This is a genomic window from Nonomuraea sp. NPDC003214 (assembly GCF_053590035.1).
In genome coordinates, this window is the sequence record NZ_JBSFSX010000012.1 from 187,219 (window position 1) to 208,607 (window position 21,389).

The 21,389-nt window shown below is 72.0% G+C and carries 18 protein-coding genes; 8 read left to right on the top strand and 10 right to left on the bottom strand.

Going from position 1 to position 21,389, the window contains the following annotated elements:
* Positions 1 to 101: 101 nt before the first annotated feature.
* On the top strand, positions 102 to 935 hold the full coding sequence (locus ACWDXC_RS34325; protein WP_449989049.1) for a MarR family winged helix-turn-helix transcriptional regulator: 834 nt from the start codon (positions 102 to 104) through the stop codon (positions 933 to 935).
* Here ACWDXC_RS34325 and ACWDXC_RS34330 read toward each other — a convergent pair.
* From ACWDXC_RS34330 to dxr, 3 genes are read right to left on the bottom strand one after another with little or no spacing between them, the layout of a single operon-like run.
* A complete protein-coding gene (locus ACWDXC_RS34330; protein WP_449989052.1) occupies positions 930 to 1,364 on the bottom strand; it encodes a cytidine deaminase in 435 nt (144 codons plus the stop codon). The genes ACWDXC_RS34325 and ACWDXC_RS34330 overlap by 6 nt on opposite strands.
* Positions 1,364 to 2,533, bottom strand: a complete 1,170-nt coding sequence (gene ispG, locus ACWDXC_RS34335; RefSeq protein WP_219509868.1) for a flavodoxin-dependent (E)-4-hydroxy-3-methylbut-2-enyl-diphosphate synthase — start codon at positions 2,531 to 2,533, stop codon at positions 1,364 to 1,366. The genes ACWDXC_RS34330 and ispG overlap by 1 nt, the downstream gene beginning before the upstream one ends.
* Before the next feature lie 41 nt (positions 2,534 to 2,574).
* The gene (dxr, locus tag ACWDXC_RS34340; RefSeq protein ID WP_449989056.1) at positions 2,575 to 3,765 is read right to left on the bottom strand and encodes a 1-deoxy-D-xylulose-5-phosphate reductoisomerase; all 1,191 of its coding nucleotides are present in this window, start codon (positions 3,763 to 3,765) and stop codon (positions 2,575 to 2,577) included.
* A gap of 187 nt (positions 3,766 to 3,952) precedes the next feature.
* Here dxr and ACWDXC_RS34345 point away from each other — a divergent pair, with 187 nt between their 5' ends.
* Both ACWDXC_RS34345 and ACWDXC_RS34350 read left to right on the top strand, forming a co-directional pair.
* Complete coding sequence (locus ACWDXC_RS34345; protein ID WP_219509870.1) at positions 3,953 to 4,924, top strand: trypsin-like serine peptidase; 972 nt, start codon at positions 3,953 to 3,955, stop codon at positions 4,922 to 4,924.
* Positions 4,925 to 4,980: 56 nt separating this feature from the next.
* On the top strand, positions 4,981 to 6,153 hold the full coding sequence (locus ACWDXC_RS34350; RefSeq protein WP_449989059.1) for a trypsin-like serine peptidase: 1,173 nt from the start codon (positions 4,981 to 4,983) through the stop codon (positions 6,151 to 6,153).
* Here ACWDXC_RS34350 and ACWDXC_RS34355 read toward each other — a convergent pair.
* Together ACWDXC_RS34355 and ACWDXC_RS34360 are read right to left on the bottom strand one after the other, a co-directional pair.
* Complete coding sequence (locus ACWDXC_RS34355; protein WP_449989062.1) at positions 6,134 to 8,722, bottom strand: NACHT domain-containing protein; 2,589 nt, start codon at positions 8,720 to 8,722, stop codon at positions 6,134 to 6,136. The genes ACWDXC_RS34350 and ACWDXC_RS34355 overlap by 20 nt on opposite strands.
* A 30-nt stretch (positions 8,723 to 8,752) precedes the next feature.
* Positions 8,753 to 10,180 carry an aldehyde dehydrogenase family protein gene (locus tag ACWDXC_RS34360; protein WP_219509873.1) on the bottom strand — a complete coding sequence of 476 codons (1,428 nt, stop codon included), beginning with the start codon at positions 10,178 to 10,180 and terminating at the stop codon, positions 8,753 to 8,755.
* 231 nt (positions 10,181 to 10,411) lie between these two features.
* On the opposite strand from ACWDXC_RS34360, the gene ACWDXC_RS34365 reads away from it, so the two are divergent.
* Positions 10,412 to 11,038 carry a TetR/AcrR family transcriptional regulator gene (locus tag ACWDXC_RS34365; RefSeq protein ID WP_219509874.1) on the top strand — a complete coding sequence of 209 codons (627 nt, stop codon included), beginning with the start codon at positions 10,412 to 10,414 and terminating at the stop codon, positions 11,036 to 11,038.
* Here ACWDXC_RS34365 and ACWDXC_RS34370 read toward each other — a convergent pair.
* Positions 11,035 to 12,492 carry a PucR family transcriptional regulator gene (locus ACWDXC_RS34370; protein WP_449989066.1) on the bottom strand — a complete coding sequence of 486 codons (1,458 nt, stop codon included), beginning with the start codon at positions 12,490 to 12,492 and terminating at the stop codon, positions 11,035 to 11,037. The two genes, ACWDXC_RS34365 and ACWDXC_RS34370, sit on opposite strands and share 4 nt — an antisense overlap.
* Before the next feature lie 91 nt (positions 12,493 to 12,583).
* Here ACWDXC_RS34370 and gabT point away from each other — a divergent pair, with 91 nt between their 5' ends.
* The gene (gabT, locus tag ACWDXC_RS34375) at positions 12,584 to 13,912 is read left to right on the top strand and encodes a 4-aminobutyrate--2-oxoglutarate transaminase (protein WP_357593566.1); all 1,329 of its coding nucleotides are present in this window, start codon (positions 12,584 to 12,586) and stop codon (positions 13,910 to 13,912) included.
* Between the two features lie 232 nt (positions 13,913 to 14,144).
* Positions 14,145 to 14,321, top strand: coding sequence for a hypothetical protein (locus tag ACWDXC_RS34380; protein ID WP_246646013.1), 177 nt, complete (start codon positions 14,145 to 14,147; stop codon positions 14,319 to 14,321).
* Positions 14,322 to 14,510: 189 nt separating this feature from the next.
* On the opposite strand, the gene ACWDXC_RS34385 is transcribed toward ACWDXC_RS34380, so the two are convergent.
* The 3 genes from ACWDXC_RS34385 to ACWDXC_RS34395 form a co-directional block, all read right to left on the bottom strand.
* The gene (locus ACWDXC_RS34385) at positions 14,511 to 15,608 is read right to left on the bottom strand and encodes an extracellular solute-binding protein (protein ID WP_449989070.1); all 1,098 of its coding nucleotides are present in this window, start codon (positions 15,606 to 15,608) and stop codon (positions 14,511 to 14,513) included.
* Between the two features lie 61 nt (positions 15,609 to 15,669).
* Positions 15,670 to 17,175, bottom strand: coding sequence for a CoA-acylating methylmalonate-semialdehyde dehydrogenase (locus ACWDXC_RS34390; RefSeq protein WP_357593570.1), 1,506 nt, complete (start codon positions 17,173 to 17,175; stop codon positions 15,670 to 15,672).
* Entirely contained in the window at positions 17,172 to 18,452 is a 1,281-nt protein-coding gene (locus ACWDXC_RS34395; protein WP_219509880.1) for an aspartate aminotransferase family protein, read from the bottom strand. The genes ACWDXC_RS34390 and ACWDXC_RS34395 overlap by 4 nt, the downstream gene beginning before the upstream one ends.
* A 246-nt stretch (positions 18,453 to 18,698) precedes the next feature.
* Between ACWDXC_RS34395 and ACWDXC_RS34400 the strand changes: the two genes are divergently transcribed.
* The gene (locus ACWDXC_RS34400; RefSeq protein ID WP_219509881.1) at positions 18,699 to 18,971 is read left to right on the top strand and encodes a WGxxGxxG family protein; all 273 of its coding nucleotides are present in this window, start codon (positions 18,699 to 18,701) and stop codon (positions 18,969 to 18,971) included.
* A gap of 221 nt (positions 18,972 to 19,192) precedes the next feature.
* Positions 19,193 to 19,894, top strand: a complete 702-nt coding sequence (locus tag ACWDXC_RS34405) for an alternative oxidase (RefSeq protein ID WP_449989073.1) — start codon at positions 19,193 to 19,195, stop codon at positions 19,892 to 19,894.
* Here the strand turns inward: ACWDXC_RS34405 and ACWDXC_RS34410 are convergent.
* Positions 19,891 to 21,333: an MFS transporter gene (locus ACWDXC_RS34410; protein WP_449989076.1), complete on the bottom strand. Its 1,443-nt coding sequence runs from the start codon at positions 21,331 to 21,333 to the stop codon at positions 19,891 to 19,893. The two genes, ACWDXC_RS34405 and ACWDXC_RS34410, sit on opposite strands and share 4 nt — an antisense overlap.
* Positions 21,334 to 21,389 lie beyond the last annotated feature (56 nt).

The window sequence follows — 21,389 nt, forward strand, 5'->3', positions numbered from 1 at the left end:
CAGCGACCATAACCATCCACACATTAATCGTCAACAGCCTAACTAACAGTTCGCCTAACCATCACGGGTCTCGGGTAAGCTGCCGCCCGGAGGTGTGATCGGTGACGGAAGGGACTCTCTCGGAGACGCTGCGCGGCTCCGTCGGGGCGCTGCTGCGCAGGGTGTATGCGCGCTTCACCGCCGAGGCGCTGGGCGCCGACCCGGCCTCGCGCGACTACGTGGTCCTCGACACGCTCGCCGACCAGGACGCCGGCTCCCAGCACGACCTCGCGGAACGGCTCGGCATCAACAGGACGATCATGGTCCGCCTGATCGACAGGCTCCAGGACTCCGGGTACGTGACCCGCACGCGCAACCCCGCCAACCGGCGCTCGTACGTGCTGTCGATCACCCCCGAGGGCCGGGCGGCCCGCGACGCGATGCGGCAGGCGGTCGCCGAGCACGACGCGCGCATCACGGCCGCGCTGACCCCGGCCGAGCGGCGGCGGCTCGACGAGCTCCTGAGCCTGCTGCTCCCGGAGCCGGAGCCGCTGCGGACGACCGCCTACCTGGTGGCGCAGGCGCACTACCGGCTGCGGCGCATGGGGGACGCGCTGCTGGCCGACGTGGGCCTGCGGACCCGGCACTTCGGCTCGCTGGCCGCGATCGAGGAGCTCGGCCCCTGTCCGCAGCAGGCGCTCGCCGAGCGCATGCACATCTCGGAGCCGACGGCCGCCCAGATCGTCGACGAGCTGGTGCGGCTCGGCCTGGTGGCCCGGGGCCAGGACCCGCACGACCGCCGCCGCTACGCGCTGGAGCTGACGCCCCTGGGCCGCGAACGGCTGGTCGTGGTGCGCGACGCGGCGGCGAGGCTGCGCGAGGACGTCCGCGCCCTGCTCGGCACGGAGGCGACGGAGGAGCTGCGAGCGCTGCTCGGCAAGCTCCTCACGTCATGAGGAGTGCATCTCCTTGGTGGGCCAGGAGCCGTCGGGGGTGAACTGCGGCCCCCAGTAGTGGGGGTTGACCTCGCGCAGCGTGAGCGCGCGCCAGCCGCCGGCCCCGTCGGGCACGCCGACCTCGACGCCGGGCCCCCACAGCGCCAGCCGCTCCTGGCAGACGCCGCAGGGCGGCAGCACCAGCAGCGCGTCGCCCTCCCGGAAGACGCAGACGGAGGCGGTGACCTTCGCGTCGAGCGTGTAGGCCTGGCACAGCGCGCCGGTCTCGTGGCACAGCGACACGCCGCCGTTGAGGTTGTCGAGCCCGACGCTGGTGAGGATGCGGCCGTCGTCGAGGTAAACGGCGGCGGCGCCGCCCTCCTCGCCGGCCGGCCACCGGCGTTCGAGCTGGGCGATGGCCGCGTCGACGAGCTGCTGGTCGAGCCGCATCAGCCGACCGTCACCTGCACGCCCGAGCTCTCGTCGTCGTCCAGGTCGACCTCGACGCCCATCTCCTCGGCCAGGCGCAGCGCCTCCTCGATCAGGGTCTCGACGATCTGCGACTCCGGCACGGTCTTGATGACCTCGCCCTTGACGAAGATCTGGCCCTTGCCGTTGCCGGAGGCGACGCCCAGGTCGGCCTCGCGGGCCTCGCCGGGGCCGTTGACGACGCAGCCCATGACCGCGACCCGCAGCGGCACCTTCAGGCCCTCCAGCCCGGCCTGGACCTGCTCGGCCAGCGTGTAGACGTCGACCTGGGCGCGGCCGCACGACGGGCAGGAGACGATCTCCAGGCCGCGCTCGCGCAGGCCGAGCGACTCCAGGATCTGGTTGCCGACCTTGACCTCCTCGACCGGCGGCGCCGACAGGGAGACGCGGATGGTGTCGCCGATGCCCTCGGCCAGCAGCGCGCCGAACGCGACGGCGGACTTGATCGTGCCCTGGAAGGCCGGCCCGGCCTCGGTGACGCCCAGGTGCAGCGGGTAGTCGCACTTGGCGGCCAGCAGCCGGTAGGCGTTGATCATGACGACGGGGTCGTTGTGCTTGACCGAGATCTTGATGTCGCGGAAGCCGTGCTCCTCGAACAGCGAGCACTCCCACAGCGCCGACTCCACCAGCGCCTCGGGCGTGGCCTTGCCGTACTTCTGCAGCAGCCGGGGGTCGAGGGAGCCGGCGTTGACGCCGATGCGGATCGGCACGCCGTGGTCGGCCGCGGCCTTGGCGATCTCACCGACCTTGTCGTCGAACTTCTTGATGTTGCCCGGGTTGACCCGCACGGCCGCGCAGCCCGCCTCGATGGCGGCGAAGACGTACTTGGGCTGGAAGTGGATGTCGGCGATGACCGGGATCTGCGACTTCCTGGCGATGATCGGCAGCGCGTCGGCGTCGTCCTGGGACGGCACGGCGACGCGGACGATCTGGCAGCCGGAGGCGGTGAGCTCGGCGATCTGCTGCAGGGTCGCGTTGACGTCGGCGGTCACCGTGGTGGTCATCGACTGCACGGAGACGGGCGCGTCGCCGCCGACGGGCACGCTGCCGACCATGATCTGCCGGGAGTGGCGGCGTTCGGCGAGCGGCTTGGGGCGGAGCGTCGGGATGCCGAGTGCTACAGAAGACATTTCAACCCTTGAGTGTCGACGACGTTGTCCAGTTTAGGTAGCTAGCGGGACTGCCCGGCCGCGAGCTCCGCCGCGCGGGCGCGGGCCCAGGCGTCGGCGGCGAGCACCTCCTCGACCGAGCCGGCCGGGGTGACCTCGTGCTCGTCCACGACGCGGGCGACGGTGTCGACGATCGCCAGGAACGGCAGCCGGCCGCCGATGAACGCCTCCAGGCACGCCTCGTTGGCCGCGTTGTAGACGGCGGGAGCGGTGCCGCCCTCGGCGCCGACGTGCCTGGCCAGCGCCACGGCGGGGAAGGCGGCGTCGTCGAGCGGCTCGAAGGTCCAGGTGTGGGCCCTGGTCCAGTCGACGGGCCGGGCGGCGCCGGTGACGCGCTCGGGGTGGCCGAGCGCGAGCGCGATCGGCAGCCGCATGTCGGGCGGGCTGGCCTGGGCGATGGTCGAGCCGTCGACGTACTCCACCATGGAGTGGATGATCGACTGCGGGTGGACGACGACCTCGATGCGGTCGAAGCCGATGTCGAACAGCAGGTGGGCCTCGATCACCTCCAGGCCCTTGTTGACCAGGGTCGCCGAGTTGATGGTGATCATCGGGCCCATGGACCAGGTGGGGTGGGCCAGCGCCATCTCGGGCGTGACGTCGGTCATCTCCGCGCGGGTCCGGCCGCGGAACGGCCCGCCGCTCGCGGTGACGACCAGCCGCCTGACCGCGTCGGGGTCGTAGCCGTGCGGCCCGGAGGCCCACAGGCACTGCTGCAGGGCGGAGTGCTCGGAGTCGACGGGCAGGATCTGGCCGGGCTTGGCCAGCCGCTTGACCAGCGGGCCGCCAATGATCAGGGACTCCTTGTTGGCCAGCGCGAGCGTGCGCCCGGCCTCCAGCGCGACGAGCGTGGAGGTGAGGCCGAGCGCGCCGTTGATGCCGTTGAGCACGGTGTCGCACGGCCGGGCGGCGAGCTCCGCGACGCCGTCGGGGCCGGCGAGCACCTCGGGGGCGGCGCCGAGCGCGGCCAGCGCCTCCTTCAGGGCGGGCACGGCGGCGGGGTCGGCCACGGCGACGGCCTCCGCCCCGGTCTCGGCGGCCCGCCGGGCGAGGAGGTCGACCTTGCCTCCTCCGGCGGCGAGCGCCGCGACCCGGAAGCGGCCGGGGCAGGCGGCGATGACGTCGAGGGCCTGCGTGCCGACGGAGCCGGTGGAGCCGAGCACGACCACGGAGCGGAGGGACTGTTCATGCACGGATCCATTGTCCCCTCCGCCCGGCCCGCGCGGGCACCGGGAGGCCCAGGTGGTCAACCGGAGTGACCCCAGAGCACCCAGTATGCAAATGCCGGAATATCCCCATATCCGAATCCGCATAAGCCGAGAAATCGCGATATTGCGCAGTTACCTTCCAACCCGAGATCCGGTCCCGGGAGGTAGAAAAATGCACCGCGGAGTCACCCTGCTCGCCGCCTTGACCCTCGCCCTGCTCCCGGCCGCGCCCGCACACGCGGAGCCCAGGCCCGCGCAACGGGCGGCGGCCGACTCCGACCGCGAGCGGCAGGCCGTCCTCGACTACTGGACGCCCGCCAGGATGGCCGCGGCCCGGCCGCTCGACGTGGCCGCGCCGCACGCCAAGGCCGCCGCCACCGCCGGCAAGCCGACCGAGGGCGCCCCGTGGACCGCCCCGCCCACCGGCGCCTCCGGCGTGCAACTACGGCAGGCGCCCAACAGCGGCGGCCGCCCGTGGACCGGCGGCGGCGTGGTCGCCAAGGCCGCCGGCCGGGTGTTCTTCACCACCCAGGGGCGCAACGCCTCCTGCTCGGGCAGCGCCGTGACCAGCGCCAACAAGAGCGTCGTGCTGACCGCCGGGCACTGCGTGAAGATGGGCGGCGCCTTCCACACGAACTGGGTCTTCGTCCCCGGCTACGACGCCGGGCAGCGGCCGTTCGGCACCTGGCCGGCCACCCGGCTGCTGACCACCCAGGAGTGGAACGCCACCGAGGACATCAACTTCGACGTCGCCGCCGCCGTGGTCGCACCTCTGGAGGGGCGCTCGCTGACCGACGTGGTGGGCGGCCAGGGCGTCGCGTTCAACCAGCCCAGGCGCCGTCAGATGTACGCGTTCGGCTACCCGGCGGCGGCGCCGTACGACGGGTCCGCGCTCGTCTACTGCAGCGGCCGGGCCTTCGACGACTTCCTGCTGAGCCAGGACCTCGGCCTGACGTGCGACATGACCGGCGGTGCGAGCGGCGGTCCGTGGATGCTGAATTTCAACGAGGCGACCGGTCTCGGCACGCAGAACTCGGTCAACAGCTTCAAATACAGCTTCGCCCCCAATTGGATGTTCGGCCCCTATTTCGGGACGGAAGCCCAATCGGTCTACGAGGCCGCCCAGAACACCGCCACGACCTGAGGTAATTTACCGAAAGTAGTCACAAGAACACATCTCGTGGTGCACACTCGGGGGGCATGACGCTGACCACCCCCGTGCTGGCGGCCGCGCCCCTGGTCGCCGGACTCCTGGGGCCCGCGCTGATCGGCGCCGCCCCCGAGCAGCACCCCGGCCGCCAGGTCGCCGTCCCCGCCGCGGCGCACGGCGACATCGTCGAGCACGTCGCCGCCCGCGGCCCGGCCGACCAGCGCCGGGTGCTCGACTACTGGACCCCGCAGCGCATGTCCAAGGCGCTGCCGATCAGCCTGCTCGGCCTGGTCACCCAGGGCGGCCTGCTGGGCGGCCTCACCGACGCCAAGGAGTCCGGCGGGACCAAGGGCCTCGGCGTGACGGAGCTGAAGAAGGACCTCACCGATCTCACCAGCTCCAGCAAGCTCACCGGCACGCTCAACGGCCTGACCGGGGGCACGGGCCTCGGCGCCGCCCCGCAGCTGGCCAACCGCTCGATCGAGCTGGCCCCCGTCAAGCCGCGCCCGCAGCACCAGTCGTCCCGCCCGCTGGCCACCACCTCCGGCTCCCGGTGGGCCGTCGGCGGCGCGGTGGCCAGGACCACCGGCCGGGTCTTCCTCACCATGTCGGGCGTCGACTTCGTCTGCTCGGCCAGCACCGTGCGCAGCGCCAACCGCGACGTCGTCCTCACCGCCGGCCACTGCGTCAAGGACGGCACCGGCGCCTGGGCGCAGAACTGGACGTTCGTCCCCGCCTACGGCACCTCGGGCCGCAAGCCGTACGGGCAGTGGACGGCCCGCCGCATGTTCGTGGCGGGCCCGTGGTCGCGCAGCGCCGACGACAGCTACGACGTGGGCATGGTGGCGCTGGCCACGTCCGGCGGCAAGCACGTGGCCGACGTCGTGGGCACCCAGGAGATCGCCTTCAACGCCAAGCGCGGCGGCCACGCGTTCGGCTTCGGCTACCCGGCCGACCCGCCCTACGACGGCAGCCACCTGGTCTACTGCGCCGGCAAGCTGCGTGACGACCCCTACGGCGACACCCACGACCAGGGGCTGGGCTGCGACATGACGGCGGGCTCCAGCGGCGGGCCGTGGATGTCGGGGTTCGACAGCGCCACCGGCAAGGGCACGATCACGTCGCTGAGCAGCTTCAAGTACAGCAACGACCAGCGCACCATGTACGGCCCGTTCCTGGGCGAGGCGGCAAGGAAGCTGTTCCTCACGGCGGAGCGCGCCTGACCTCCGGGCGGCGCAGGTCGTCGACGTAGAGGGCGAGCAGCGCGCCCTCGTCGGGCAGGGCCGAGAACATGATCTGGCGGCGGAGCTGCGCGATCGTCAGGAGCTTGTCCATCCCGGCCCACGACCAGCTGTACGGCGCGGGCTCCCAGAGGTCGGGCAGCGACAGCTTCAGGTGCAGCTCCCGCAGGTCGTCCTGCGACCAGACCGGGCGCACGGCGACCAGGTCCACCAGGCTCTGCCATTCGGCGAGCGCGCACTGCGAGCGCCACAGCAGGGCGTAGCTGCGCCACTCGGTCACCACGTCCTCGTGTCCGGGCATGAACTCGCTGGCCCGCAGCTCGGGGGCGCACACGAGGGCGAGCACCATGAGGTTGGCCGAGTAGTAGGCGTATCGGCGCTGCGGCCCGGCGATCCACGGCCGGTAGGCGGCGATGGCGGAGTCCTCGCGCGCGTCCAGCTCCCGGAACAGCCGCAGCACCACCGCCCGCCACCGGTCGGGGTCGTCGGCCAGCTCCTGGAGGAACGAGACCACGGGCAGCCGTGAGGCCAGCGTCGCCCAGGACAGCACGGTGCGCAGCAGCCCGTCGTGCACGCCGGTGAGCACCAGGCTCGACTCCTGGGCGACCAGCTCGCGCAGCAGCGAGGCGACGAGCCGGGCGATGAGGAACTCGCCGAACGTCGCGTGCAGGAACTCGAAGGTGTGCAGCACCTCGCCGTCGCGCACGACCTGGGCGCGGTGCACGAAGAAGGACCTGGCCACGGCCTCGTGCCCGCCGCCGTGCCGCCGGACCGGCGCGGGCTCGCGCCGCCGTTCGGGCAGCAGCACCTCCAGGTCGGCGTCGACCTCCTCGACCGTGGCCCACTGCCGTCCCCGGTTGAACATGGAGGAGGCGACGAACGACAGCCGCAGCAGTTCCAGCTCCACCTGCCTGGCCACCTGCTCGCGCGGGTGGAGCTTCTCCAGCGCCCGTTCGGCGTAGCGGGTCATCAGCCGCTCGTACAGCTCGGCCTGCCCGAGGGTGCCCGGTTCGCGGCGCAGCGCGTTGCCGTCGGCGTCGTAGAAGGCCAGCATGAGCAGCAGCAGCGGTGAGCCCGCCAGGTGCCGCTGGGTCATGGCCACGTCCAGGGTGAACGGCTCCAGCCCGGCGGCCGGGAAGTAGTCGGCGTTGACGGCGTTCCACACCTCGAGCCAGCGCCGGGTGGCGTCGGGGCCGAACGGCTCCAGCCGGGTGACCACGGTGCCCTCGGGCAGCCCGGCACGGTGGGCGACGGCGGTGCGCGAGGTGACGACGACGGCGACGGCCCGCCCGGCGTCGGCCTCCTCGTGCTGGAACCTGGCGACCTTCATCAGGTAGTCCGACTGGCGCACGCCGGTGGCCTGGAGCAGCTCGTCGAACCCGTCCAGGATGATCACGGGCAGCGCGCCGCCGGCCGACCTGGCGATGGCCGGCCAGTCCTGGCGTTCGCCGCTCAGGTGGTGGACGGCCTCCTCGATCTGCTCCTGGATGCCCGCTCCGGCCGACACTTCACGCAGCGGCACCCGTATCGGCAGGAACGGCGCGTCGCGCAGGCGGGCGGCGAGCACCTTGCTCAGCACCGACTTGCCGGAGCCGGGCTGGCCGAGCACGAGGAGGGGCGCCTCGGCCGCCGCCGACGAGGTCAGGAACCCGGCCAGGAACACGGGCAGGTCGGAGCGGATCGGGTGCCCCTCCCACCAGGCGTCGCCGCTCGGGTCGTCGCCGGGCGCGATCCGCGCCGCCCTGAACTGCGGGGTCACGTACGCCTGCGCGAGCGTCGGCAGCCGCAGGCCGATCGGCAGGGCGCCGGTCTCGGCGATGGGCCGGACGAGCGCCGCCTGGTGCAGCCGGTCGAGCGCGGCGGCCCGCTCGGGCAGCGGCTCGCCGGTGGCGACGAGCGAGATGAGCCGCTCCAGCTCGGCCATGCCGGGCAGGCTCGGCTGGTGGTCGGCGATGCCCGCCCAGAACGCGAGCTCCGGCACGTCCCTCGCCAGCGTGCGGAAGCGGTCGGTGTAGCGGAGCACGGCCATCTCGGCCAGCTCGTCCCCGTAGGCGGCGGCGGTCCACTGCCGGTCGTGGTCGCCGAGCCGCTCCCACAGGCCCAGCTCCCTGACGTGGGCGAGCAACTGCTGACCGAGCCCGAGGTAGTAGCCGCGCACGGCCGCCACGGTCTCGTCGAAGGAGGTGTGCGGCGAAGGGCACAGCGGCGCGGCCAGCTCCCAGTAGTGCCGCCCGCCGCCCTCGCCCGCGTGCAGCTCGCCGGGCGCGAACGGCAGGTCGAGCGTGTCGACGGCCTCGACGTAGGCGGTGACGACGAGCACGGCGTGCGCGGCCTCGAACCTGTCGGTACGGGAGCGCCAGGTGCTGCCGGGACGCCATTCGCGCCAGCGTCCCAGCAGCTCGGCCCCGAGTTTGACCAGGGCCGCGCGGGCCTCCATCACCCCCGCGACGGGCAGGAGCGCGACGGTTCCGGTGCTGACCAGCGCTTCGAGCGCCGGATCAGCGCCGCCGAGTAATCGGACAGCATCGATGTACCGGTATTTGTCCCCCATGCAGCATCGCCGCCTTGGATGGGCCGTTGGTCAAAGGGTGATACCCGTCAATACCATCACTTTCTCGTAAGTAAGATCTTCCATCGCCGATCGCAGGCCCTCACGGCCGATCCCGGAGTCCTTGACCCCGCCGTACGGCATCTGGTCGGCCCGGTACGACGGCACGTCACCGATGATCACGCCGCCGACTTCCAGCTCCCGGTTGGCCCGGAAGGCGGCGTCCAGCGACCGGGTGAACACCCCGGCCTGCAGCCCGTAGGCCGAGTCGTTGACCATCGCGTACGCCTCGTCGATCGAGGCGGCCTTCTGCAGCACCATGACGGGGCCGAAGACCTCCTCGCGGGAGACCTTGGCGTCGGCCGGGACGTCGGCGAGCACGGTCGGGGCGATCGTGGCGCCCTCCCGGGTGCCGCCGGCCAGCACGCGGGCGCCGGCGTCGACGGCCTCGCGCACCCACTGCTCGACCCGTTCGGCGGCGGCCTCGGAGACGAGCGGGCCGACCTGCGTCTTCTCGTCGGCCGGGTCACCGGTGACGAGCCCGGCGACGGCGGGGAGCAGGCGCTCGACGAACGCGTCGTACACCGGCTCCTCGACGATCACCCGCTGCACGGCGATGCAGCTCTGCCCGGCCTGGTAGTTGGAGAACAGCGCCACCCGCTTGGCCGCCCAGTCGAGGTCAGCGTCGGCCAGCACCACGGCTGCCGCGTTGCCGCCCAACTCCAGCGTCACGTGCTTGCGCGGCACCTGGTCGGCGATGGCGTAGCCGACGGGGGCCGAGCCGGTGAACGACACCACGGGCAGCCGGGGGTCGGCGACGAGCGCGGCGGCGCGCTCGTTCTCGATGGGCAGCACCGAGAACATGCCGGCGGGCAGGTCGGTCTCGGCCAGGATCTCGCCGAGCACCAGCGACGACAGCGGCGTGGCGGGCGCGGGCTTGACGATGACCGGCGCGCCGACCGCGATGGCGGGCGCGACCTTGTGCGCGACCAGGTTGAGCGGGAAGTTGAACGGCGTGATCGCCAGCACCGGCCCCTTGGGCACGCGCGAGACGTAGGCCAGCCGCCCGGCGGCGGCGGGCTCGGTGTCGAGCCGCTGCACGTCGCCGGACCAGCGCCGGGTCTCCTCGGCGGCGAACCGGAACGTGGAGATCGCGCGGCCGACCTCGCCGCGCGCCCAGAAGATCGGCTTGCCGTTCTCGGCGGTGATCAGGTGGGCGAGCTCGTCGGCCCGCTCGGCCAGCCGCCGCGACACGTGCGCGAGCGCTTCGGCGCGCACGTGCACCGGCAGCGCGGCGGCCTCGCCGGCCACCGCCCGCGCGGCCGCGATCGCCTCCTCGACCTGCTCGCCGGTCGGCACCGAGTATCGGCCGACCTCGCGCCCGTCGAGCGGATTGGTCACGCTCAGCTCGGCGTCCCCGGTGGCGGGGCGTCCGGCGAGCCAGAAGGTACGCACGTCCATACCCACGACGTTATGCCAAGCGGACAGAGGGGGATTTACACCAGGCTGCACAAGACTCCCGCCTGGCCCCACCGTTACGTACAAGCCCTCTTGTATACCCACTGTGTAACAGAAGTAGGCCTAATTCAGGATGTTTACGATGCGGAGCGGTTTGAACGGTCTCTGCCCTGGCTAAGTCATCGATGCGGGTCCCTCAGCGCGGCGGGCCCCCGAGCAGAAAGGCGTGGGCCCATGACCTCCTCGGCGCCGCTTGGGCTCCAGGGCGCCTACCTGCTGGGCGAACGGGCCGGCCAGGACGAGCTTCGTTCCAGACTGCTGGACGTCGCGGTGAACCTGCTGGTCACCGACGGAGCCGACAGCCTCACGATGCGCAGGATCGCCACCGAGGCCGGCTGCACCACCACCGTCATCTACACGATGTTCGGCAACAGGGAGGGGCTGGCCGAAGCCCTCTACCTGGAGGGGTTCGAGCGCTTCCGGCGCATCCTCGACGCGGTGCCGCAGCGCCGCGACCCCTTCGAGCACCTGACGGCGCTCGCCCCGGCCTACCGGCAGGCGTGCCTGTCGGAGCCCGGCTACTACAGCCTCATGTTCGAGCGGGCGATCCCCGGTTTCGAACCCAGCGAGCGCGCCCGCACCCTCGCCCGGGCGGCGCTCAACATCTTCGACCGGGTGATCGCCGACTGCATCTCGGCGGGGCGGCTCGTCCCCACCCAGCCCCGCAAGATCGCCGACGCCCTCTGGGCCGCCGCCCAGGGCGCGATCAGCCTCGAACGCGCCGGTCACCTGCGTGACGGCCGCACCTTCGAGGCGGTGACCACGGCCACGATCTGCTGCTACCTGGTGGAGCGCGCCTAGCGCCTGGCCGCCTCCAGGGCGAACCACAGCTCGGCCCGCACCGCGGGGTCGTCGAGATCGCGTCCCAGCAGCTCGGCGACCCGCCGCATCCGGTAGCGCAGCGTGTGCCGGTGCACGCCCAGCCGCTGCGCCGCCGCGTCCCAGTGCCCGTTGCACTCCAGGTACGCGCGCAGCGAGGCGACGAGGTCGGGCCGCGCCCCGTAGGCGGTGAGCGGTCCCAGCAGCGCGGTCGCGAACGCCTGCGCCACGGCCGGGTCCAGCAGCCCGACGAGCCCCTGCCCGGCCAGCTCGGCGAAGCGCACCACGCCGCCCCGGCTCGCCGCGCGGGCCCGCACGGCCTGGTCGATCCCGGCCCGCAGCTCGCCGTAGCGGCAGGCGGTGCTCACCCCCACGGCCCCCTCGACCGCCCCGGCGACCTCGTCGGCCGCCCCTTCCTCCACCAGCACGACGCCGGCGCCACCGGCCGCCCCTCCTTCCACCGGCGCGCCGCCGCCCGCCGCGCGGGGCAGGCGGGTGGCGAACACCGTGGCCTCGACGCTCTCCAGGGCCTCCGCCGGGACGGCCAGCACGGCGAACGGCTCGCCGGGCAGCCGGCCGCCGAGCGCGTCCAGCACCGCCCGCGCCCGCTCGTCCTCCCCCGCCAGCAGCAGCTCCAGCACCGCCTGCCGGACCCGCCGGGCGGCCTCCCGCTGCGCGCCGCCCTGCTCCAGGGCGAGCGTGAGCAGCGACCCGGCCGCGTTGATCACCGTGTGGGCGACCGGCGTGAACGCCTCCCGCGCCCCCACGGCGAAGTACCCGCGCGGCCGCGCCCCGCCGCCTAGCGGCTGGAGCACGACGTGGCCCTCGGGCCCGGACAGCGACAGGCTGGCGGGCATCCGCGTGCCGCGCAGCCGGCCGAGCTCCCCCGTCACCGCCTCGGCCCGTGCCCCGCGCGTGGCGTGACGCACCTGCCCGGTCTCGTCCAGCAGCACCGCCCAGCCGCCGACCTCGGCGGCCAGCCGGTCGACGACCGCGTGCAGCCCCTCGGGCCGCAGCGCCGCCCGCGTCAGCCGCCCCTGCGCGGCGAACGCGCGGGTGATCTCCTCGTACTGCTCGGCGGCCAGCAGCTCGCCGACCGTCTTGCCGATGGCGATGAACGGCGTCTCCCGGGGCACCTCCAGCAGCGGCAGCCCGGCCTCCTCTGCGGCGGCCACGAGCGCGGGCGGCACCTCCTCGTGGGAGAGCCCGACCCCGAAGCCGAGCCCGGCCACGCCCCGCGCCACCAACCGGGCAACATAGCCGGAAAAATCACCTTCCAGGCGCATCCCGGTGGTGAGCAGCAGCTCGTCACCCTCCAGGAACGGCGTCGGATCCTCCAGCTCGCTGACCGCCACCCAGCGCACGGCCGAGTCCAGCGGGCCGGCCAGCGACCGCAGCCCCATCCGCCGCACCACGGTCCGCAGCGAAGGCGCCATCGCGAGTTGTCCATTCCGGCAAAGGTGAGCACCCACAGTGTGCCATATCGCCCTATCGGAGCAGGCGGGCGGCCACCGTACCGTCAGAGCCATGAGCATTCCCCAGGAGCGTCGCCTCGTCACCGCCATCCCCGGCCCCAAGTCGCAGGAGCTGCTGGCCCGCAAGCAGGCCGCCGTCCCCCCGGGCATCGGCACCACGCTGCCGGTCTTCGTGACCCGCGCCGGCGGCGGCGTGCTGGAGGACGCCGACGGGAACTCGCTGATCGACTTCGGCTCCGGCATCGCCGTCACCAACGTCGGCAACGCCGCCCCCAAGGTGGTCGAGCGCGTCCAGAAGCAGGCCGCCGACTTCACCCACACCTGTTTCATGGTCACCCCGTACGAGTCGTACGTGCGCGTGTGCGAGAAGCTGAACGAGCTCACGCCGGGCGACCACGAGAAGCGCACGTTCCTGGTCAACAGCGGCGCCGAGGCCGTGGAGAACGCGGTCAAGGTCGCCAGGCTCGCCACCGGCCGCCAGGCGGTCGTCGTGTTCGACCACGGCTACCACGGCCGCACTCTGCTCACGATGACGCTGACGGCCAAGAACATGCCGTACAAGCAGGGCTTCGGCCCGTTCGCGCCCGAGGTCTACCGGGTGCCGCTGGCTTACCCGTTCCGCTGGCCGACGGGCCCCGAGAACTGCGCCGAGGAGGCCGCCGCCCAGGCCATCGACATGATCGGCAAGCAGATCGGCGCCGAGAACGTGGCCGCCGTGGTGATCGAGCCGATCGCCGGCGAGGGCGGCTTCATCGAGCCCGCCAAGGGCTTCCTGCCGAGGATCGCCGAGTTCTGCCGCGCCAACGGGATCGTGTTCGTGGCCGACGAGGTGCAGACCGGCTTCGCGCGCACCGGTGACCTGTTCGCCTGCGAGGACGAGGGCGTGGTGCCCGACATCATCTGCACCGCCAAGGGCATCGCGGGCGGCCTGCCGCTCGCCGCGGTGACGGGCCGGGCCGAGCTCATGGACACCGTGCACGCGGGCGGCCTCGGCGGCACCTACGGCGGCAACCCGCTGGCCTGCGAGGCGGCGCTGGGCGTGCTGGAGACCATCGAGGAGGAGGACCTGGTCGGCCGCGCCCGCCGCATCGGGGACGTGATGATCCCGCGGCTGCTGGCCATGAGCGAGCGCTTCGACGTGATCGGCGACGTCCGGGGACGCGGCGCGATGATCGCCGTCGAGCTCGTCGTGCCGGGCACCAAGGACCCGAACCCGGCCGCCGTCCAGGAGGTCGTCCGGCGCTGCCACGCGGAGGGGCTGCTGGTGCTGACCGCGGGCACGTACGGCAACGTGCTGCGCTTCCTGCCGCCGCTGGTGATGCCCGAGCACCTGCTTGAAGAGGGGCTCGGCATCCTGGAGAAGGCTTTCGCCAGCCTGTAGATAAACCCGCAAATCGGGCATCCAGCTTGTTGCTGGATGCCCGATTTTGTTGGTGTAAGACCTGTCGTCCGGGTAGAGAAATCACCTGGCCTTGACGCGAAGCTAGCGGAGCACGGACGCGGCCGGGGTTATAACGGATCCGACATGAAGCCGGGCGAGCGCCGCGGGGAGCGTGATGAACTGGGGTCCGACCAGAACGGCTGGGGAGATGTTGACGTTCGACCCTGAGGGCATGAGCTGGGCGCAGCGCCAGGGCGACGCCTGCGTCGTCTGCCACAAGCGGTGGCCGCGTCCGCGCGTGCGGGTGGGTCGCTTCCCCGACGACATGACGGCCCTGGCCTGCACCGACTGCGCCGAAGCCCTCATCCCGTCGCCGCTGGCCACCGTCGTGGCCTTCCCGTCACGCTGACCACGGCGCACTGACCAGGCCGCACTGGCCACGCCAACACCGGCCACGCGCACAGCCCCGTACCCACCGGGGCCGCCTCTCGGGAGACGAGACGCCCCAGGGCGGGGGGACCGCCCGGGGGCGTCTCAGCAGGCGCGCTCAGCGGGGGGATAGGGCGCGCCCGCCGCGGGCGAGGTCACCGGCCGGCCGTCACTTCGCGAGCTCGCGCCACCGGGCGGTCCAGGTGGCGTAGTCCACGCACTCTCCTTCCGGCGGACGGCAGTCGCCCGGCGGCCGCACCGCGAAGGCGATGCGGTCGAGCCGTGGTGACCTGGTCGCACCGTACGCCTCACAGACGGGTTTGGCGCGGCCTTTGCACGCCTTGGTATTGGCCGGCGCCAGCCCGAGCCACGCGGCGGCGTCACGCTGGGAGCCGGGGTCGGTCATCCGGTTGAGCCAGAGGTAGGCGCAGCCCGTGTCGGTGACGCCGGACCCGAGCATCCACGAGTCGGCCCACCCGGTGGCCTTGCGCGCGGCTACCGCCTTGACCTTCTTGCCGGCCTTCTCCAGCAGCATCCGGTGGTAGGGCGTCGCCTGGGCGTAGTCGATCGAGCCGGTGGCGAAGCCCTTGATCAGGTCGAGCGGGTTCTTCCAGTAGGTGCGGTCCTCCTGGCCCTCCAGCCCCTCCGCCACCCGGTCGAGCTGGGTGGCGGTCAGCTCGAACGGCCGGTCGACGGCGTCGTCGACGAGCGCCGCGTCGGCCAGCGTCAGCGGGCTGTCCTTGAGCATCACGCGCCCGGCCTTGAGCACCTGGCCCAGGTCGCCGCCCTTGACCCGCTCCGGATCGTAGAGGAACTCGTGATAGCCCCACAGGAACGGCACCCCGTAGGCCTTGCCGGAGTCGCTCACCAGCTCGCGCAGCGGCTCCAAGAGGTCGTCGTAGCCTTCGATCTCGGCCGTGTCGATGGGCTGCACCTGCTTGGCCTCGATCATGGAGGCGGCCAGCACCGGATCGGCGGCGATCACGTCGTAGGGCCGCTCGGCGACGCGGGCGGCCATCTCCTCGGGCGTGGAGACCGTGTCGAGCCGGGCCACCCGGCAGCCGGTCTCCTTCTCGAACGTGCCCGTCCAGTTGGCCTGCGGGCTGGTGCCGCCGTATTCGGCATAGCCCCGGTAGGCGAGGATCTGCAGGGTGCCGTCGCGCTGCGTGGGGCTCGTCGTGGGCTTGGGCGACGGCGTGGCCGCGCCGGTGCCGGCCAGCATCGCCAGGGCGGCCAGGGCCAGGGCGGGAGCGCGTCGGAGATCCACGCCCTGGAGCTTACCGGGGCCCCGGGCGGGCGGAGCCGAAGCCCGCCCGCCTGTGGACAACCTACTTGTTCGTCGGGAACCCCAGGTTGACGCCGCCGTGGGACGGGTCGAGCCAGCGGGAGGTGACGACCTTGCCGCGGGTGTAGAAGTGCACGCCCTCGGTGCCGTGGGCGTGCGTGTCGCCGAAGAGCGAGGACTTCCAGCCGCCGAAGCTGTAGAACGCCATCGGCACCGGGATCGGCACGTTGATGCCGATCATGCCGACCTCGATCTCGTTCTGGAAGCGCCGGGCGGCGCCGCCGTCGTTGGTGAAGATCGCGGTGCCGTTGCCGTACTCGCCGGCGTTGATGACCTCGACGCCCTCCTCGTACGAGCCGACGCGGACGATCGACAGGACGGGGCCGAAGATCTCCTCGACGTGCACCCGCGAGCCGGGCCTGACGTGGTCGACGACGGTCGGCCCGAGCCAGAACCCGGGCGTCTCCGACGCCTTGCCGCCGCCGCGCACCGGCGTCTCGCGGCCGTCGACGACGACCTTGGCGCCCTCCTCGACGGCCACGTCGAGGTAGGAGGCGACCTTGTCGCGGTGCGGGCCGGTGACGAGCGGGCCCATCTCGGAGGCGGGGTCGTCGCCGGGGCCGATGGTCAGCCGCTCGACCCGTTCGACGATCTTCTGCACGAGCTCGTCGCCGACGGGGTCGACGGCCAGCACGACGGAGATCGCCATGCACCGCTCGCCCGCCGAGCCGAACCCGGCCGACACCGCGGAGTCGGCCACCAGGTCGAGGTCGGCGTCGGGCAGCACGAGCATGTGGTTCTTGGCGCCGCCGAGCGCCTGGACCCGCTTGCCGTGGGCCGATCCGGTCTCGTAGACGTACCGGGCGATCGGGGTGGAGCCGACGAACGAGACGGCGCGCACCTCGGGGTGCTCCAGCAGCCGGTCCACCGCCACCTTGTCGCCCTGCACGACGTTGAACACGCCGTCGGGCAGCCCGGCCTCCTGCCAGAGCCGCGCCATGAGCAGCGACGCCGACGGGTCCTTCTCCGACGGCTTGAGCACGAACGCGTTGCCGCACGCGATCGCGATCGGGTACATCCACATCGGCACCATGGCCGGGAAGTTGAACGGCGTGATCCCGGCGACGACGCCGAGCGGCTGCCGGATCGAGTAGGAGTCCACGCGGGTGGACACCCCTTCGGAGAAGCCGCCCTTGAGCAGGTGCGGGATGCCGCAGGCGAACTCCACGACCTCCAGCCCGCGGGCCACCTCGCCGAGCGCGTCGGAGTGGACCTTGCCGTGCTCGGCGGAGATCAGCGCCGCCATCTCGTCGCGGTGGGCGTACAGGAGCTCGCGGAAGCGGAACAGCACGTGCGCGCGCCTGACCAGCGACGTGTCGCGCCACGCGGGGAACGCGGCCGCCGCGGCGGCGACCGCCGCGTCGACGTCGGCCGCCGACGCCATCGCGACCGTGCCGCTGACCTCCCCGGTCGCCGGGTTGAAGATCTCGCTCGTACGGGGGTCACCGTCGACGAGCTTTCCGCCGATCCAGTGCTTGACTGACTTCACTGCTGCGCCGCCTCCGCGTTGATGACTTCGAGCGCGCCGACGATGATGCCGAGCCCCTCGGCGGCCTCGTCGACGGTCAGGGTGAGCGGCGGCGCCATGCGGATCGCGGTGCCGTACAGGCCGCCCTTGCCGGCGAGCAGGCCGGCCTTCTTGGTCTCCTCCATGAAGCGGGCGGCCTGGGCCGGGCTCTCCAGCTCGACGGCGAACATCAGTCCCTTGCCGCGCACCTCCTTGACAATGGGCAGGCGGGCGGCGGCCTCGCGCAGGCCGTCGATGATGATCTTGCCGGTCCTGGCGGCGTTGGCCTGGAGGTCGCGGTCGAGGACGTAGTCGAGGGTGGCGTTGGCGGCGGCCATGGAGATCGGGTTGCCGCCGAACGTCGCCAGGCCGACGGCGGGCAGGACGTCCATCAGGTCGCCGCGCGCCACGACGCCGCCGACGGCGAACCCGTTGCCCAGGCCCTTGGCGAACGTCATCATGTCGGGCGTCACGCCGTGGTTCTGGATGCCGAAGAACGCGCTGCCGGTGCGTCCCCAGCCGGTCTGCACCTCGTCGGAGATGAACAGGATGCCCTGTTCGTCCAGGACCTCCTTGTAGGCGGCGAACAGCCCGTCGGGCGGCATGGTGAACCCGCCCACGCCCTGGATCGGCTCGGCGATGAGCGCGGCGACGTCGCCCGCGACGGCGGTGGCGAGCACGTGGCGCAGGTCCTCGGTGCACGCGCGGATGTAGTCGGCGTCGGACAGGCCCTTGAACTGGGTCAGGTGCCGGTCGGTGCCGTGCAGGAAGTGCGCGTTGAGCGGGGAGAGCGAGTTGTTCTTCCAGGCCCGGTTGGAGGTGACGCCGATGGCGCCGAAGCTGCGGCCGTGGTAGCTCTGCCGCATGGCGAGCACCTGGTCGCTCTTGCGCGCGCAGGTGGCCAGGAGCAGGGCGGTCTCGTTCGCCTCGGTGCCGGAGTTGGTGAAGAACACCTTGGCGTCGGGGATGCCGGACAGCCTGGCGATCTTCTCGGCGAGCTCGACCTGGCCGCGCAGCAGGTAGACGGTGCTGGTGTGGACGACGCCGGTGGCGAGCTGGCGCTCGACGGCCTCGCGCACCTCCGGCACGTCGTAGCCGATCATGTTGGTCAGGATGCCGGCGAAGAAGTCGAGGTAACTCTTGCCGTCGGCGTCGACGACACGGTTGCCCTTGCCGCTGACGATCTCGATGGGCTCGTCGTAGTTGAGGCTCACCCAGGCGGGGATCACGGCCCTGTGGCGCGCGAGAAGCTCGGACATGTCTTGAGTATCGCTGTTGCCGCGACTTCCCCGGAACGGCAAGATGTCGGCCTGTCGCCGAATTGGCTTACATACTGTCGACCCGGGGCCGAGAAGAGGTTTCGTCGGGATGGGTGATGGTATGGCTACGTCTAGCAGGGAATATGTGAGATCGCCCCTCCAGGGGGAAGCCTTCTGGAGCACCGTCCAGAAGACGCGACAGGCGGTCTGGCGACCGTCGTAAGACCGCCGGATCGGGGGAACCCAATGCGCAAGACGCTCACGGGTCTGGGGCTGGCCTTCTTCCTGACGCTCGCCCCGGCCGCGGCCGCCACGGCGGACACACCCGTTCAGGCCGCGCAGAGCCAGGTCAATCCGTCACCTCAGCCGACCGACACCCGGGACGAAGGCGGCAGCAACGCCGGCCTGTGGGGCCTGCTGGGCCTGCTCGGGCTGCTGGGCCTGACCGGCATGCGCAAGCAGAAGAGCCAGGTCGGCACGGCCGAGCACATGACCAACCGGCCGCACCGCAACCCGTAAGGTCCTCGCGCGGGATCCCCGTGCCGGCGAGCCCGGCACGGGGATCCCCCGTCCACCGGCCCCCCGTCCCTTAGGGGATCACCCGTCCGCCTGCGGGCGTACGGCCGGCGTACGGGCTACGCCGCCGGAGGCACCCGCAAAGCCCACTCGCGGGCGACGACCGGCGCGGGTCCGGTCCGCCACCATCGGGTCATCACCACAGCAGACCCGAGGAGACCGGCATGACGCTCGCCCTGGACCACGCCCCCGCCACCACCCACCCCGGACCGCCCAAGCTCGACCGCGACCAGCTCCGCCAGGCCCAGCAGGACACGCTCGCCACCCCGCGCATGAAGTACAGCCTGCTGGCCAGGATGATGTTCAAGCCCGTGGACCTCATGTACGGCAAGGAGGGCTCGTACACGAAGTTCGCCATGCTGGAGATCATCGCCCGGGTGCCCTACCAGGCGTGGGAACGGATGGGCTACTGGGCGGTGCACCGCCACAGAGGCCGCTCGGCGCTGGCCCGCCGGGTCTTCGAGCGCATCGTCGAGGCCCGCGCCGACCAGGACAACGAGCAGTGGCACCTGCTCATCATGCAGGACCTGGTGCAGCGCTCCGGGCACCGTCAGGGCTGGCTGCTGCACCGGGCCGCGCCCTGGCTGATCGCGTTCTTCTACTACCACGTGTCGTGGGTGCTGTTCCTGGTCCGGCCCGACTGGAGCTACCGGCTCAACGCCGAGTTCGAGGATCACGCCGAGCACGAGTACATGACGTTCGTGGCGGACAACCCGAACCTGGACTTCGTCCCCGACCCGGGCGCCTACGCCGCCGAGTACGGCCGTTACCGCTCGGTGGCCGACCTGCTGCGGCAGATCGGCCACGACGAGCGGACGCACAAGCTCGACAGCCTGCGGAGCATGCGCGAGCCCCGCATCCGCTAGGCGCTCACCGGCTCGGGCGCGGTGTCCGGCGCGGTGGCGGCGGGCCGGAGCACGAGGAGCGCGAGCAGCGCCGCGGCCAGGCAGAACCCGGCGCCCACGAAGCAGCCGACGTGCATCGCGTCGGTGAACGCCGCCTTGGCCGGCTCGACCAGCTCGGGCGTCCGGAACGCGACGCCGATCGACTCCCTGGCCGCCTCGGGCGCGCCCGCGGGCATGGACGAGGTGAACACCCCGGCCAGCACGCTGCCCAGCACGGCGATGCTCAGGGCCAGGCCGACCTGCTGGACGGTGTCGTTCATGGCCGAGCCCACCCCGGCGTGCTCCAGCGGGATTGCGTTCATCAGCGACGCGTACGCCGACGGTCCGGCCAGGCCGCCGCCGACGCCCATGAGCACGAGCCCGATCAGCAGCCCCAGATAGCCGGTGGTGGTGGCCATCACCAGGAACCCACCGGCCATGACGGCCAGCCCGGAGGCGATCAGCGTCCGGTTGGCGACCCTCTTGCCGAGCCCGGCGCCGACCCCGTTGAAGATCGCCGCGGCCACGGCGTAGGGCAGCAGGGCCAGCCCGGCCTTCGTCTCCCCGTAGCCCAGCACGAACTGCAGGTACTGCGTCAGCATCAGCATCACGGCCCCGGCCCCGAACGCCATGAGCAGGATCGAGAACGACGCCCCGCTGAAGTTGCGGTTCCTGAACAGCCGCAGCGGCAGCATCGGATGGGCCGAGCGGCGCTCCCACCACACGAACACGCCCAGCGTGACCACGGCCAGCGCGATGATCACCGGGTCGAAGACCCGCTCGATGATCACGTAGACGGCGGCGGTCAGCCCGACCACCGACAGCACCACGCCCACCGGGTCGATCGGGCGCCCGGCGCTGCGGGTCTCCGGCATCAGCACCAGCGCGGCCACGATGGCGATCAGCGCGATGGGGATGTTCAGCAGGAACACCGACCCCCACCAGTAGTGCTCCAGCAGGAAGCCGCCGAGCGTCGGCCCGATGATCACGCTGATCATCGCCACGCCGCCCCAGATGGCCATGGCCTTGCGCCGCTCGTCCGCGTCGAAGACCGTCATCAGGATCGACAGCGTCGACGGCATCAGGATGGCCCCGCCGACGCCCATGAGCGCGCGCGACCAGATGAGCTGCCACGGCTCCCCGGACAGCACGGCCAGCACCGAGGCCCCGCCGAACAGCGCCAGCCCGATGATCAGGAACTTCCGGCGGCCGAACCGGTCGGACAGGCTTCCCGCCGTCAGCAGCAGCCCGGCGAAGGCCAGCACGTACGAGTCCAGGATCCACTGGATGTCGGACGGCGTCGCGCCCAGGTCCTCGATCAGCGAGGGGATGGCCAGATTGAGCACCGTGCCGTCGACGGACAGCACGAGCAGCGACAGACAGAGTACGGCGAGGACCCACCAGCGACGGGGGTCTCGCACAGCGTTCGATTCCACTCGCACACTGTACGACAACACTCGTACAGTGTGCGAGTGGA